Genomic DNA, 14,398 nt, shown 5'->3' with positions numbered 1-14,398 from the left:
CTGCCCATGTCCGAAGACAACATCCTCACGACCAGCGGCTGGATTCGCGGCCGCCTGGTGCACGCGCACGGCAAGGTCGTCGCCATCGAAGGCACGCCCTGCGACCCGGCTGAAAACGAGTTGCCCTACCTGCTGCCGGGCTTTATCGACCTGCACGTGCACGGCGGTGGCGGCGCGGACATCATGGAAGGCCGCGATGCCTTCGAGACGATCACTCGCACCCATGTACGCTTTGGTACCACCTCGTTGCTGGCCACCACCATGACCGCTCCGGTGGAGGAAATCTCAAGCGTGCTCGGCCAGCTCGGCACCTTCTGCGAGCAACGTCCTACCGGCAGCGCCCGTGTGCTCGGCGTGCACTTGGAAGGGCCCTACATCAATCCCGGAAAACTCGGCGCCCAACCCAACTTCGCCCACACCGCGTTGATGGCCGAAGTGGAAGCCTACCTGCGCCTGGCGCCGATCCGCGTGATCACCATCGCACCGGAAATCGCCGGGCACGATGCCCTGATCCGCGCCCTCAGCGAACGCGGCGTGCGCATGCAGATCGGCCACACCCTAGGCAGCTACGAAGAAGGCGTCGCCGCCCTTGCCGCCGGGGCCACCAGCTTCACCCATTTGTATAACGCGATGAGCCCGTTGCATCACCGCGAGCCGGGCATCGTCGGCGCCGCGTTGGCCCACGCCAAATACGCCGAATTGATCCCGGATCTGCTCCACGTGCACCCCGGCGCCATGCGCGTGGCCTTGCGCTCGATCCCGTGCCTGTATTGCGTCACCGATTCCACCGCCGCCGCCGGCATGCCCGACGGTGAATACAAGCTGGGCAGCCACACCGTGACCAAATGCCTGGGTGGCGTGCGCCTGGCCGACGGCACCCTGGCCGGCAGCACGCTGACCATGGACCAGGCGCTGCGCAACCTGGTGAAGATCGGCCTGCCCATCAGCGAAGCCTCACAACGCCTGTCGCAATTTCCTGCGGACTACCTGGGCCTGGAAGAACGCGGCCGCCTGCAACCCGGCAGCTTTGCCGACTGCGTGCGCCTGGACCGCTCCCTGACACTCACCGACGTAATGGTCGAAGGAGAAACCATTGACTTCAAAAATGCTTGAAGAGGCCCTGGCCTCCTGCGACGCCGTCGCCGCCCAACTGCAATGCCTGGACCCGGCGCTGGAAGAAATCGCCGGCCGCCTGCGCCGCCAGCCGCCGCAAGTGGCGATGACCATCGCCCGTGGCAGCTCGGACCATGCCGCCAGCTATTTCGCCTACCTGACCATGCAGCATGTCGGCATTCCCGTGGCGTCGTTGCCGATGTCAGTGGTGACCCTGCTGCAAGCGCCGATGAAAGTCAGCGGCCAGGTGGCGTTTGGTTTCTCCCAGTCGGGGCAGAGCCCAGATTTGGTCAACAGCCTGCGCTTGTTGCGCAAGCGCGGGGCCCTGAGCATTTCGCTGGTCAACGCCGAAGACTCGCCCTTGGAAGCCGCCTGCGAATTCCATGTGCCGCTGTGCGCCGGGCCGGAACACAGCGTGGCCGCGACTAAAAGTTTTATCGCCACCCTCAGCGCCAGCGCGCAGCTGATCGGCCACTGGAATCAGGAAACCGAGTTGCTGCAAGCCTGCCGCGCCCTGCCCGATGACCTGCGTGCCGCCGCCCAGCAAGATTGGACGGTTGCCATCGACGCCCTGCGCGACTGCCAGCAATTAATGGTCATCGGTCGTGGCGCCGGTTTCGCCATCGCCCAGGAAGCTGCGCTCAAGCTCAAGGAAACCTCGGCGATCCAGGCCGAAGCCTTCAGCAGCGCCGAGGTGCGTCACGGGCCGATGGCCCTGATTGGCGACAACTACCCGCTGCTGGTGTTCGCCCCACGCGGCGCCGAGCAAGCCGGCCTGCTGAGCCTGGCCGCCGACATGCGCCAGCGCGGCGCCCGTGTATTGCTGGCTGCACCGGATGACATCGTCGAGCGCGACCTGACCCTGAGCCGCGCCGAACACCCGACCCTGGACCCGATCCTGGCGATCCAGAGTTTCTACGTGATGGCGGCAGGTTTGGCAGAGGCCCGGGGCATGGACCCGGACCAGCCGCGTCACCTGAGCAAAGTTACCCGCACTCACTGAGTCGCGCTTTCCTGATGAGTACCGTGCCCATGTCCTACAACAATAATCAATTGACCCTCAGCGCCCCGCTAAGCGGGCCCGTGCTGACCCTGGGCAACGTTCCCGACGAAGTGTTCGCAAGCCACGCCATGGGCGACGGCATTGCCATCGACCCGTTGAATGACTGCCTGCATGCACCCTGTGACGGCGTGATCATCCATGTCGCACGCACCGGGCACGCCCTGACGATTCGCGCCGAGAACGGTGCCGAGGTGTTGATGCATGTGGGCATCGATACGGTAGAACTGAATGGCGAAGGCTTTGCCTTGCTGGTGAAGGAAGGCGCACGGGTGAGCAAGGGCCAGGCGTTGGTGCAGTTTGACCTCGACCGCATTGCGCGCCAGTGCAAAAGCCTGGTCAGCCTGATCATCCTGACCAATGGCGAGCGCTTTGAATTGCGTTCGGTGGCCGGGCAATCGGTCAAGGTGGGTGAGCCGTTGTTGCAGGTCGTGGCGCGTTCGACGGCAGCGGTTCAAACCGCTGTGGATAACTCGGACGCCGAAGTCAGCGCCAGCGTGCGCATCACCCATCGCGGCGGTTTGCATGCGCGCCCGGCGGCGTTGATCCGCAAGACGGCCCAGGGATTCAGCAGCCAGGCGCGGCTGCATTTCGGTGAAAAATCCGCTTCGTGTGACAGCCTGATTGGCTTGATGGGCCTGGGTATTGGCGAAGGGGATGAGGTACGTGTGAGCTGTCGCGGCAAAGATGCGGACGCCGCGTTGCAGGCCTTGGTCGCGGCGTTGTCCGCCGCCATCAAGGAAGAACACCACGCGCCCGTCGTTGCCACCCCACGCCGAGCCAACACCGAAGCGGGCGTGTTGCAAGGTGTGTGTGCTGCACCGGGCCTGGTCTGCGGGCCGTTGTTCCGCCTGACCGGTATCGAACTGCCAGAAGACACCGGCCACCATGCCGCCGACGAACAGCTGCAACGCCTGGACACCGCCCTGGAGCAAGTACGCAGCGAAATCCGCATCACTCTGGATCAAGCGCGCCAGCGCAAGAACGTCGAAGAAGAAGACATCTTCGCCGCCCACCTCGCGCTGATGGAAGACCCTAACCTGCTGGAAGCCGCGACCGGTTCCATTGAACAAGGCAGCGCAGCCACCCACGCCTGGCGCGATGCAATCCAGGCGCAATGCGCGGTATTGCTGGCCCTGGGCAAGCCGCTGTTTGCCGAACGCGCCAACGATCTGCGCGATTTGCAACAACGGGTACTGCGTGCGTTGCTGGGTGAAGCCTGGCATTTCGAATTGCCCGCCGGGTCGATTGTCAGCGCCCATGAACTGACCCCCTCGGACCTGCTGCAACTGAGCGCGCAACAGGCCGTCGGCATTTGCATGGCAGAAGGCGGCGCCACCTCCCACGTGGCGATCCTGGCGCGCGGCAAAGGTTTGCCCTGTGTGGTTGCGTTGGGCGCCGAAGTCCTCGACGTGCCCCAAGGCCAACGCGTGGTGCTGGACGCCGCCAACGGCCGCCTGGAACTGGCGCCCAGCGACGCACGCCACGCCGAAGTGCACCAGATTCGCGACGCGCAAAAGCTGCGCCGCCAACAGCAACAGGCCAAGGCCCAACAGCCGGCGCGCACCACTGATGGCGTGACCGTCGAAGTGGCCGCCAATGCTGCGTCCAGTGCCGAAGCCCAAGTGGCGTTTGAAAATGGCGCCGATGGCGTCGGCCTGCTGCGTACTGAGTTTCTCTTCGTCGACCGCCGCACCGCGCCGGATGAGCAGGAACAACGCCACGCCTATCAAGCCGTACTGGATGCCATGGGCGATAAATCCGTGATCATCCGCACCATCGACGTGGGCGGCGACAAGCAACTCGATTACCTGCCGCTGCCAGTCGAAGCGAATCCGGTGCTGGGCCTGCGCGGCATTCGCCTGGCCCAGGTGCGCCCGGAAGTGCTCGACCAGCAACTGCGTGCGTTGCTGCAGATCTCCCCACTGGAGCGCTGCCGCATCCTGTTGCCGATGGTCAGTGAAGTGGATGAGCTGCTGCAGATCCGCCAGCGCCTGGATGAGTTGTGCGTGGAGCTGGAACTGACCCAGCGTCCCGAACTGGGCGTGATGATCGAAGTGCCCGCCGCCGCGCTGATGGCCGAGCAGTTGGCCAAGCACGCGGACTTCCTGTCCATCGGCACCAATGACCTGTCCCAATACACCCTGGCCATGGACCGCGACCACGCCGGCCTCGCCGCGCGCGTTGATGCGCTGCATCCGGCGCTGCTGCGGCTGATCGCTCAGACCTGTGCAGGCGCTGCGAAACACGGCCGTTGGGTGGGCGTATGCGGCGCCCTCGCCTCCGACCCGCTGGCCACACCGGTGCTGGTCGGCCTGGGGGTCAGCGAGCTGTCGGTGAGCCCGCCGCAGATCGGCGAAATCAAGGACCGCGTCCGCCACCTGGACGCGGCGCAATGCCGGCAACTGAGCCAAGGCCTGCTCGACCTGAGCAGCGCCAAGGCCGTTCGCCAAGCCTGTCAACACCACTGGCCGCTGAGCTGACAACAACAAGAAAAAAGGAGACTCGCCATGTACCAACATTTCATCGAAGGCCTGCAACGCCTGGGCCGTGCACTGATGCTGCCGATCGCGATCCTGCCGATCGCCGGCCTCCTGCTGCGCCTGGGTGACACTGATCTTTTGAACATCGCGGTGATGCACGACGCTGGGCAAGCGATCTTCGCCAACCTGGCGCTGATCTTCGCCATCGGCATCGCCGTGGGGTTTGCCCGCGACAACAACGGCACGGCAGGTTTGGCCGGTGCGATTGGTTACCTGGTGATGGTCTCCACGCTCAAGGTGATGGACACGTCCATCAACATGGGCATGCTCGCCGGTATCGCCAGCGGCCTGATGGCGGGCGGGCTGTATAACCGCTTCAAGGACATCAAGCTGCCGGAGTACCTGGCGTTCTTTGGTGGGCGACGGTTTGTGCCGATTGTTACCGGGTTCAGTGCGGTCGGATTGGGCGTGATCTTTGGTTTGATCTGGCCGCCGATCCAGCACGGCATCAACAGCTTCGGCGTGCTGCTGATGGAAAGCGGCAGCCTGGGTGCGTTTGTGTTTGGCGTGTTCAACCGCTTGCTGATCGTCACCGGCCTGCACCACATCCTCAACAATATGGCGTGGTTTGTATTCGGCACCTTCACTGACCCGGTGACCGGCGCGGTAGTCACCGGCGACCTGACTCGCTACTTTGCCGGCGACCCTAAAGGCGGCCAGTTCATGACCGGCATGTTCCCGGTGATGCTGTTTGGCCTGCCGGCTGCGTGTTTGGCGATGTACCGCAATGCGTTGCCGGAGCGCCGTAAAGTGATGGGCGGGATTTTCCTGTCGATGGCGCTGACCTCGTTTCTGACCGGGGTGACCGAGCCGATTGAGTTCGCCTTCATGTTCCTGGCGCCGTTCCTGTACCTGATCCATGCGGTGCTGACCGGCCTGTCGATGGCGGTCACCAATATGCTTAATATCCACCTCGGATTTACCTTCTCCGGTGGGTTTATCGACATGGTGCTGGGTTGGGGCAAGTCCACCAATGGCTGGCTGGTGTTCCCGGTTGGGTTGGCCTATGCGCTGATCTATTACAGCGTGTTCAACTACTGCATTCGCCGCTTCAACCTGAAAACGCCGGGACGTGAAGACATCCAAGTGGTGCAGGCTGAGGTGATGACGGATAACCAGCGCGCCACGGCCTACATCCAGGCCTTGGGCGGTGCGCAGAATTTGCTGAGCGTCGGCGCCTGCACCACCCGCCTGCGGTTGGATATGGTTGATCGCAACAAGGCCGTGGATGCGGAGTTGAAAGCCCTGGGCGCCATGGCTGTGGTACGACCGGGGAATGGCGGCAGTTTGCAGGTCGTGGTCGGGCCGATGGCCGATAGCATTGCCGATGAGATTCGCTTGGCGATGCCTTCATTTGTTGCCAGTGCGCCGGTGATAGTTGCGCCTGTGGATAAGCCGGTGGCGGTGAATGTGCAGGAAGCCGAGAAGTGGCTGAGCGCTTTAGGTGGCCGGGCGAATGTGCGGCAGTTGGAAGCGGTGGCGATGACTCGGTTGCGGGTGGAGTTGGGGGATGATTCTGTCCTGTCCGAGGCTGAACTTGTGGCACTTGGATGCCAAGGTGTAACCCAACTGGATGGCGGTGCTTGGCACCTTCTGATTGGCGACAAGGCCTCGGGGTTGGGTGAAGCGCTGGATCGCTTGGTTACCCGTCCAGTCGACGCCTGAAAACGCTCATGCCCGCCCCAGGGAATCTATCCCGTGGGGCGGGTATAAGAAACGATCAACTCACGAGATGACCCTGAAACCCCATTCGTTTGAAGGCATACCGCCGCCCCGGATGTCCGCAACTATTTTGTAAGCACGGCCTTTTGAAACCTCGATCTGAATGGAAAAAGGTCCATTGACCAGTTGATCTGAAAGACCAAGTGAATCCCCGGAGGGTGTGTCGACGATCCGAATGTACTGGTTCTGATCCGACGCGCCGGAAACGATGAGCGTCTTCTGGTCTGTTGAGCCGCCATCAGGGATCGCAGTCCCGCCCGTCGTCGCAACCCTATCAATTGTGTTCGGCATGGTGTCTATCCTGAAGCGATGAGTGGAATCTCAAGTGAACCCCGACTCAATCGCTGACATAACTGTCAGAACTCACAGGTCTTGCCCCTAGACCGACAAACGGTCCATTCACCTCATTGCAGGGATTGGCGCCCATTGACCTGAGCTCAGGCACCTCATACAAATCCAGCACCCAATTGATCGTTCCCACGCAGGAGTGTGGGAACGATCATTAGGAGGCTGTCAAAGTTGACAGTAGACGGCTAAAGATTTCCGCCCTAGTGTCAGTCGACACGGCAGAACACGGACGTTGCGGTCGCCCTGATGTTTTTTCACTGACTTGAAGAAACCGAGGCAATCATGAGCAAAGCCCTAGAGAAGCAACTGACATCGGAGCAATTGGAGCGCGTGCGCGCAGACTTTAAACGCTACGACGCCAATGGCGATGGCACCCTGACCGTCGCCGAGTTCCGCCAGGCGATGGAGCCTTATTTCACGCCGGAGGATTTCAAGAAGTTGTTGAAAGAAATCAATCCTGGCGGCAACAGCACCATCAGTTGGAAGGAGTTTCTGGCTGACTATATCCATGACCTGAATGCTGATAATTGAGGCGCCTGGGCTGGCTCCATAGCGGGCAAGTCCGGCTCCCACATTTTTGATCTGTGAATACATTAAAAATGTGGGAGCTGGCTTACCTGCGATTGGCCTTAACTGGCGACCGGAGTGTTGAGACCAGGAATCTCATTCAAGTCCAACACCCGATCCACCATCAACTGGATACCTTCGAGCATCCGGTGAACTGCCAGGGCGATGTCTCGCTGGGCACCGTCGACTTCAAAGGCCAAATGGCCCGTCAGCGCCTGCACTGAAGCAAGGTCCTGGGAAGCATTGGCGAGCAGGGCTTCGGTATTCAGATTGGGTAATACAGTGAATATTTGGTCGGACGGTGAATCACCAGCGTGGCGGGACTCGGTTTGAGATGAGATTGAACCGGTTAGCAAGTTGTCGTTGATCATCATTAAACTCCAGATGGAATTGGCTCCTGGTGATTTTTCAGGCTTGCAGTCCCGGTCACTGAATTGGCAGCGACTGGCGAAGATTATTGAGGCGAGTTCCGAGGGACAACCTGAAAGGCTTGTCGGAAAGATCTGAGGCGCCTGTGCCGACGTCTTCGCGAGCAAGCCCGCTCCCACATTCGACTGCATTTTTTCAGGATAACCGCGGCCTAATGTGGGAGCGGGCTTGCTCGCGAATGGGCCCTCACAGCCAACAAAAAACCCGCTGACCAAACTGGCCCAGCGGGTTTCTTGTTTTTACAGCGAGCGAATCAAAAATCCGCCAACTGCCACACCTCATACGCCGGTGTCTCATACGGGTGACTGAGTTTGAGCGCAGCCACAACAGCCACAATCAATTCATCCGTCACCACCAGCTCCACCTTCCATTCTTCAACCACTTCAACCTGGCCCACCTGCCCGAGAAACGGCTGACTGCCGTCCAACGCGCGGAATTGGCCCTGGCCCAGCACTTGCCAGGCGCAGCTGTCGTAGTTGCCGATGCGCCCGCCGCCGGCTGCGAAGACGGCGGTTTTCACCGTCTCCACATGGCTTGCGGGTACAAAGAAGGCGAGCTTGTACACCGTCTTAGTTCACCCACACGCGGGCGTTGCGGAACATGCGCATCCAGGCGCCGTCTTCGTTCCACTCTTCCGGGCGCCACGAGTTCTGCACGGCGCGGAATACACGCTCCGGGTGCGGCATCATGATGGTCACGCGGCCGTCGCGGCTGGTGAGGCCGGTGATCCCGCGCGGCGAGCCGTTCGGGTTGGCCGGGTAGCTCTCGGTGACCTTGCCGTGGTTGTCGACGAAACGCATGGCCACGCAACCGGACAGGTCGGCTTCGAGCAAGGCTTCTTCGCTTTCGAACTCGGCATGGCCTTCACCGTGGGCGATGGCGATTGGCATGCGCGAACCGGCCATGCCTTGCAGGAAGATCGAGTTGGACTCTTGCACCTGCACCATGGCGACACGGGCTTCGAACTGCTCGGAACGGTTACGCACGAAGTGCGGCCAGAACTCGCTGCCCGGGATCAGTTCGCTGAGGTTGGACATCATCTGGCAACCGTTGCACACACCCAGGGTGAAGCTGTCGTTGCGTTCGAAGAAGCCTTGGAATGCATCGCGGGCACGGCTGTTGAACAGGGCCGACTTGGCCCAGCCTTCACCGGCACCCAGCACGTCGCCGTAGGAGAAACCGCCGCAGGCCACCAGGCCTTTGAACTCGTTGAGGTCAACGCGACCGGCGAGGATGTCGCTCATGTGCACGTCGATCGCATTGAAGCCGGCGCGGTCGAACGCGGCCGCCATTTCCACCTGACCGTTGACGCCCTGCTCACGCAGTACGGCAACCTGTGGGCGGATGCCTTTCTTGATGTAAGGCGCGGCGATGTCCTGGTTGACGTCGAAGCTGAGCTTGGTGCTCAGGCCCGGATTGTCTTCTTCCAGGATCACGTCGAATTCCTGCTCGGCGCAGTCGGCGTTGTCACGCAGGCGTTGGATCTGGTAGCTGGTCTCGGCCCACTGGCGTTGCAGCAAGCGGCGCTGACCGGCAAACACCGTGTCACCGTTGAACGAGATGTTGATCTCGCCGTTGTTGATCGGCTGGCCGATCACGGCTACGCAGTCGTCCAGGCCAGCAGCGCTGAATTGGGCGAGTACGTCCGGGGTAGCGTCCTGGCGAACCTGGATCACCGCACCCAACTCTTCGTTGAACAGGATGCCGTTGATTTCGGATGCATCCTCGGCAACGCTGTCGAGCACGATGTTCAGGCCGCAGTGACCGGCGAAGGCCATCTCGACAACGCTGGTCAGCAAACCACCGTCGGAACGGTCGTGGTAGGACAGCAGGTGGCCGTCGGCATTGAGGCCCTGGATCACGGCGAAGAAGGCTTTCAGGTCTTCGGCGTCGTCGACGTCCGGTGCCTGGCTGCCGAGCTTGCCATGGGTTTGCGCCAAGATGGACGCGCCCATGCGGTTCTGGCCACGGCCCAGGTCGATCAGGATCAGATCGGTGGTGCCTTTGTCCATTCGCAGTTGCGGGGTCAGGGTCTGGCGGATGTCGGTGACCGGTGCAAAACCGGTGACGATCAGCGACAGCGGCGAGGTGACCGTCTTGTCGACGCCGTCTTCGTTCCAACGGGTGGCCATGGACATGGAGTCCTTGCCCACCGGAATGGTGATGCCCAGCTCAGGGCACAGCTCCATACCGACTGCTTTAACAGTGTCGTACAGACGCGCGTCTTCACCGGGGTGACCGGCAGCGGACATCCAGTTGGCCGACAGTTTGATGTCGGACAATTTACCGATGCGCGAGGCGGCGATGTTGGTGAGGGTTTCACCAATGGCCATGCGGCCCGACGCCGGGGCGTCGAGCAGGGCCAGCGGTGTGCGCTCGCCCATAGCCATGGCTTCGCCGGTGTAGACGTCGAAGCTGGTGGCGGTGACGGCAACGTCAGCCACTGGAACCTGCCACGGGCCGACCATTTGGTCACGGGCCACGAGGCCAGTGATGGTGCGGTCGCCGATGGTGATCAGGAAGCTTTTGCTCGCCACGGCCGGGTGATGCAGCACGCGTTCGATGCTGTCGGCCAGTTCCAGCTTGCTTGGGTCGAAATCATCGCCCAGCTCGGCTTCACGCACGGCCGAACGGTGCATGCGCGGGGCTTTGCCCAGCAGCACTTCAAGCGGCATGTCCACCGGGCTGTTGCCGAAGTGGCTGTCGGTAACCGTCAGCTGTGGCTCGGCAGTGGCTTCGCCAACTACTGCAAACGGGCAACGCTCGCGTTCGCAGATGGCCTGGAAGCGTGCGAAGTCTTCTGCGCCAACGGCCAGTACGTAGCGTTCCTGGGATTCGTTGCTCCAGATTTCGTGCGGGGCCATGCCCGGCTCGTCGTTTGGAATGTTGCGCAGTTCGAAACGGCCACCACGGTCGCCATCATTGACCAGTTCCGGGAAGGCGTTGGACAAGCCACCGGCGCCGACGTCGTGGATGAAGCTGATCGGGTTCTTGTCACCCAACTGCCAGCATCGGTCGATGACTTCCTGGCAGCGACGCTCCATCTCTGGGTTTTCGCGCTGTACGGAAGCGAAGTCCAGGTCTGCCGAGCTGGTGCCGGTGGCCATGGAGGAAGCCGCGCCGCCGCCCAGGCCGATCAGCATCGCCGGGCCGCCGAGCACGATCAGCTTGGAGCCGACCAGGATCTCGCCTTTCTTGACGTGTTCTTCACGGATGTTGCCCATACCGCCGGCCAACATGATCGGCTTGTGGTAACCACGCACTTCATCGCCACGCGGGGTGGTGATGGACTGTTCGAAGGTACGGAAGTAGCCGGTCAGCGCAGGACGGCCGAATTCGTTGTTGAACGCGGCGCCGCCCAGCGGGCCCTCGATCATGATGTCCAGCGCGGTGACGATGCGCTCAGGCTTGCCGTACGGCACTTCCCATGGCTGTTCGAAGCCTGGGATCTGCAGGTTGGACACGGTGAAACCGGTGAGGCCCGCCTTTGGCTTGGCGCCACGGCCGGTCGCACCTTCGTCACGGATTTCACCGCCGGAACCGGTGGCTGCGCCAGGGAACGGGGCAATCGCGGTCGGGTGGTTGTGGGTCTCGACCTTCATCAGGATGTGCACCGGCTCCTGCACCGCGCCGTACTGGCGGGTTTCAGGGTCCGGGAAGAAACGGCCGGCGACGGAGCCGACGATCACCGAGGCGTTGTCCTTATAAGCCGACAGAACGCCTTCGCTGTGCATCACGTAGGTGTTCTTGATCATGCCGAACAGGCTTTTTTCCTGGCTTTCGCCGTCGATGTCCCAACTGGCGTTGAAGATCTTGTGACGGCAGTGCTCGGAGTTGGCCTGGGCAAACATCATCAGTTCGATGTCGTGCGGGTTGCGCTTCAAGCCGTTGAAGGCGTTGACCAGGTAGTCGATCTCGTCTTCGGCCAGGGCCAGGCCCAGTTCGGTGTTGGCCTTCTCGAGGGCGGCGCGGCCACCGCCGAGCACGTCAATCGCGGTGAGCGGCTTGGGTTCGGCGTGGCTGAACAGGCCGGCAGCCTGTTCCAGCTGGCTGACGATGATCTGGGTCATGCGGTCGTGCAGGCTGCTGGCGATCAGCTCGGCTTCGGCATCGCTGAACTGGCCGGCGACGTAGAACGCGATACCACGCTCCAGGCGCTGGATTTTTTCCAGGCCGCAGTTGCGGGCGATATCGCTGGCCTTGCTCGACCAGGGCGAGATGGTGCCGAACCGCGGCAGAACCAGGAACAAGCGGCCATTAGGTTCTTGAACCGGAACGCTTGGGCCGTACTTCAGAAGGCGTGCCAGCACTTGCTGTTCGTCGGCGGTCAACACGCCGGTAACGTCGGCGAAGTGAGCAAATTCAGCGTACAGGCCTGTAACAGCTGGAACCTTTTGGCTCAGTTGCTCAAGGAGTTTGCTGTGGCGAAAGGCAGAAAGGGCAGGAGCGCCGCGCAGGATCAACATCTTCGGGACAGCCTCGGGAAGGGGTGTGCTTTGAGGCCGTGCATTCTAGCGTAAACCGCCGCCAACGGCACCCGAAACGCTACCGGTGGCTGCTGCCGGACGTCAGTTGGCCGGATTACACCCCTTTCGAGGGGGCATGCCGGGCATTCGGCGCAGTTATTTTAACCGTCACAATCGCGCGCCAAGCCCCGTTTCTGCGGGCTTCAGCACAGTTTTGCCGGCGCTAGCAGACAAGACCCGCGCTGTCGAGATATGGCGCCGTGGGCCGTTTGCGTATACTGCGCAGATGTTCTCCCCAACTGCTTTGCGCCCGCGATGCGCCAAATGGCTCATCGCCACCGGACTCTTCCTGATGCTCAGCGCCTGTGTTGATAAACCCAGCACGCTCGAGCGAATCAAGGAGGATGGCGTATTGCGGGTGGTCACCCGGAACAGTCCGGCGACCTATTTCCAGGACCGCAACGGCGAAACCGGTTTCGAATACGAACTGGTCAAGCGCTTTGCCGATGACCTGGGCGTGAAGCTTGAGATCGAGACCGCCGACAATCTCGACGACCTGTTCGGCCAACTGGGCAAGCCCAATGGCCCGGTTCTCGCAGCCGCCGGCCTGGTCAGCAGCGAGCAGCGCCAGACGCAGGTGCGTTTCTCCCACCCTTATTTAGAAGTCACCCCGCAGATCATCTACCGCAACGGCCAGTCGCGTCCGACCAACGCGGCCGATCTGGTGGGCAAGAAGATCATGGTGCTCAAGGGCAGCACTCACGCCGAGCAACTGGCTGAGCTTAAAAAGCAGAACCCTGCGATTGAATACGAAGAATCCGACGCCGTTGAGGTGGTCGACCTGTTGCGCATGGTGGACGAAGGGCAAATCGACCTGACCCTGGTGGACTCCAACGAAGTGGCGATGAACCAGGTGTACTTCCCCAACGTGCGCGTGGCGTTCGACCTCGGCAATGCCAGCAACCAGAGCTGGGCCGTGGCCGCTGGCGAAGACAACAGCCTGCTCAACGAGATCAACAGTTACCTGGATAAAGTCGAGAAGAACGGCACGTTGCAGCGTCTGAAAGACCGCTACTACGGGCACGTCGATGTTCTGGGTTATGTAGGCGCCTACACCTTCGCCCAGCACCTGCAACAGCGTTTGCCCAAGTACGAGAAACACTTCCGCGCCTATGCCAAGGAAGAAAAGGTCGATTGGCGCCTGCTGGCCGCCATCGGCTATCAGGAATCACTGTGGCAACCGGCCGTCACTTCCAAGACCGGCGTGCGCGGCCTGATGATGCTGACCCAGAACACCGCCCAGGCGATGGGCGTGTCCAACCGCCTGGACCCTAAGCAAAGCATCATGGGTGGCGCCAAGTACCTGGCCAAGATCAAGGATGAGCTGGACGACAGCATTGCCGAGCCGGATCGCACCTGGTTTGCCCTGGCCGCCTACAACGTCGGCACCGGACACCTGGAAGATGCGCGCACCTTGGCCAAGCGTGAAGGCCTGAACCCGAACAAGTGGCTGGACGTGAAGAAGATGCTGCCGCGTCTGTCGCAGAAGCAGTGGTACAGCAAGACCCGCTACGGTTACGCCCGTGGCGGTGAGCCGGTGCACTTCGTGGCGAACATCCGGCGTTACTACGACATTCTCACCTGGGTGACCCAGCCGCAGCTGGAAGGTAACCAGGTGGTCGAAGGCAATCTGCATGTGCCGGGTGTGGATAAGACCAAGCCGCCAGAAGACAACCCGAAACTGTAAGAGTACTACCGAACCTATGTGTGCGGGCTTGCTCGCGAAAGCGGTGGGTCAGTCAGCTCATCTGTTTCTGATACACCGTATTCGCGAGCAAGCCCGCTCCCACATTTGAATCTCCATTGGGCTTAGAGGCCGGTGAGCAGATGCACCACGCCGCCTGACAACACCATCACGCCCGCCACGCCAGCCATCTTTAACGCCGCAGCATCCACCTTCGCCGCATCCTGCAACTGCACCCTCACCCGCGTCAGCGCCACCCGCTGCTGCGACTTGAGGTTATCCGCCCCACCCAACGCATTCAGCACCTCGGCCGACAGCAGGTTCTGCGTTGGCGCAACGACCGTCTCGGCAATCAAATCCGGCGTCAGGGCTTTCCAGAACGCCCGCTGTAATTTCTCGAACATAC

11 protein-coding genes are annotated in these 14,398 nt (G+C 61.7%); 6 read left to right on the top strand and 5 right to left on the bottom strand.

What is annotated here, in order from left to right:
- The first annotated feature begins 6 nt into the window (after positions 1-6).
- From nagA to nagE, 4 genes are read left to right on the top strand one after another with little or no spacing between them, the layout of a single operon-like run.
- Positions 7-1,113, top strand: coding sequence for an N-acetylglucosamine-6-phosphate deacetylase (gene nagA / locus HX823_RS01000; RefSeq protein ID WP_038848654.1), 1,107 nt, complete (start codon positions 7-9; stop codon positions 1,111-1,113).
- Positions 1,106-2,116, top strand: coding sequence for an SIS domain-containing protein (locus tag HX823_RS00995; RefSeq protein WP_177074172.1), 1,011 nt, complete (start codon positions 1,106-1,108; stop codon positions 2,114-2,116). The genes nagA and HX823_RS00995 overlap by 8 nt, the downstream gene beginning before the upstream one ends.
- A gap of 29 nt (positions 2,117-2,145) precedes the next feature.
- The gene (ptsP, locus tag HX823_RS00990; protein WP_177073929.1) at positions 2,146-4,656 is read left to right on the top strand and encodes a phosphoenolpyruvate--protein phosphotransferase; all 2,511 of its coding nucleotides are present in this window, start codon (positions 2,146-2,148) and stop codon (positions 4,654-4,656) included.
- A gap of 27 nt (positions 4,657-4,683) precedes the next feature.
- On the top strand, positions 4,684-6,381 hold the full coding sequence (gene nagE / locus HX823_RS00985; RefSeq protein ID WP_177073928.1) for an N-acetylglucosamine-specific PTS transporter subunit IIBC: 1,698 nt from the start codon (positions 4,684-4,686) through the stop codon (positions 6,379-6,381).
- A 60-nt stretch (positions 6,382-6,441) separates the two neighbouring features.
- Here nagE and HX823_RS00980 read toward each other — a convergent pair whose 3' ends face one another.
- A complete protein-coding gene (locus HX823_RS00980; protein ID WP_177073927.1) occupies positions 6,442-6,729 on the bottom strand; it encodes a hypothetical protein in 288 nt (95 codons plus the stop codon).
- Between the two features lie 339 nt (positions 6,730-7,068).
- On the opposite strand from HX823_RS00980, the gene HX823_RS00975 reads away from it, so the two are divergent.
- Entirely contained in the window at positions 7,069-7,317 is a 249-nt protein-coding gene (locus HX823_RS00975; RefSeq protein WP_177073926.1) for an EF-hand domain-containing protein, read from the top strand.
- Between the two features lie 98 nt (positions 7,318-7,415).
- On the opposite strand, the gene HX823_RS00970 is transcribed toward HX823_RS00975, so the two are convergent.
- From HX823_RS00970 to purL, 3 genes are all read right to left on the bottom strand, one after another.
- Positions 7,416-7,724, bottom strand: a complete 309-nt coding sequence (locus tag HX823_RS00970) for a DUF6124 family protein (protein WP_256349943.1) — start codon at positions 7,722-7,724, stop codon at positions 7,416-7,418.
- Between the two features lie 311 nt (positions 7,725-8,035).
- Entirely contained in the window at positions 8,036-8,347 is a 312-nt protein-coding gene (locus HX823_RS00965) for an NGG1p interacting factor NIF3 (protein WP_177073925.1), read from the bottom strand.
- A gap of 4 nt (positions 8,348-8,351) precedes the next feature.
- Positions 8,352-12,248, bottom strand: coding sequence for a phosphoribosylformylglycinamidine synthase (gene purL, locus HX823_RS00960; protein WP_038848646.1), 3,897 nt, complete (start codon positions 12,246-12,248; stop codon positions 8,352-8,354).
- 286 nt (positions 12,249-12,534) lie between these two features.
- On the opposite strand from purL, the gene mltF reads away from it, so the two are divergent.
- Entirely contained in the window at positions 12,535-13,995 is a 1,461-nt protein-coding gene (gene mltF, locus HX823_RS00955; RefSeq protein ID WP_033898602.1) for a membrane-bound lytic murein transglycosylase MltF, read from the top strand.
- A gap of 122 nt (positions 13,996-14,117) precedes the next feature.
- Here the strand turns inward: mltF and HX823_RS00950 are convergent, their stop codons facing one another.
- Positions 14,118-14,396: a PTS transporter subunit EIIB gene (locus HX823_RS00950; protein ID WP_177073924.1), complete on the bottom strand. Its 279-nt coding sequence runs from the start codon at positions 14,394-14,396 to the stop codon at positions 14,118-14,120.
- Positions 14,397-14,398 lie beyond the last annotated feature (2 nt).

It is taken from the genome of Pseudomonas sp. P7759, assembly GCF_013386445.1.
GTDB lineage: Bacteria > Pseudomonadota > Gammaproteobacteria > Pseudomonadales > Pseudomonadaceae > Aquipseudomonas > Aquipseudomonas azotoformans_A.
Note: the sequence above shows the minus strand (reverse complement) of the source record. Positions and strands in the feature narration are given on the sequence as shown.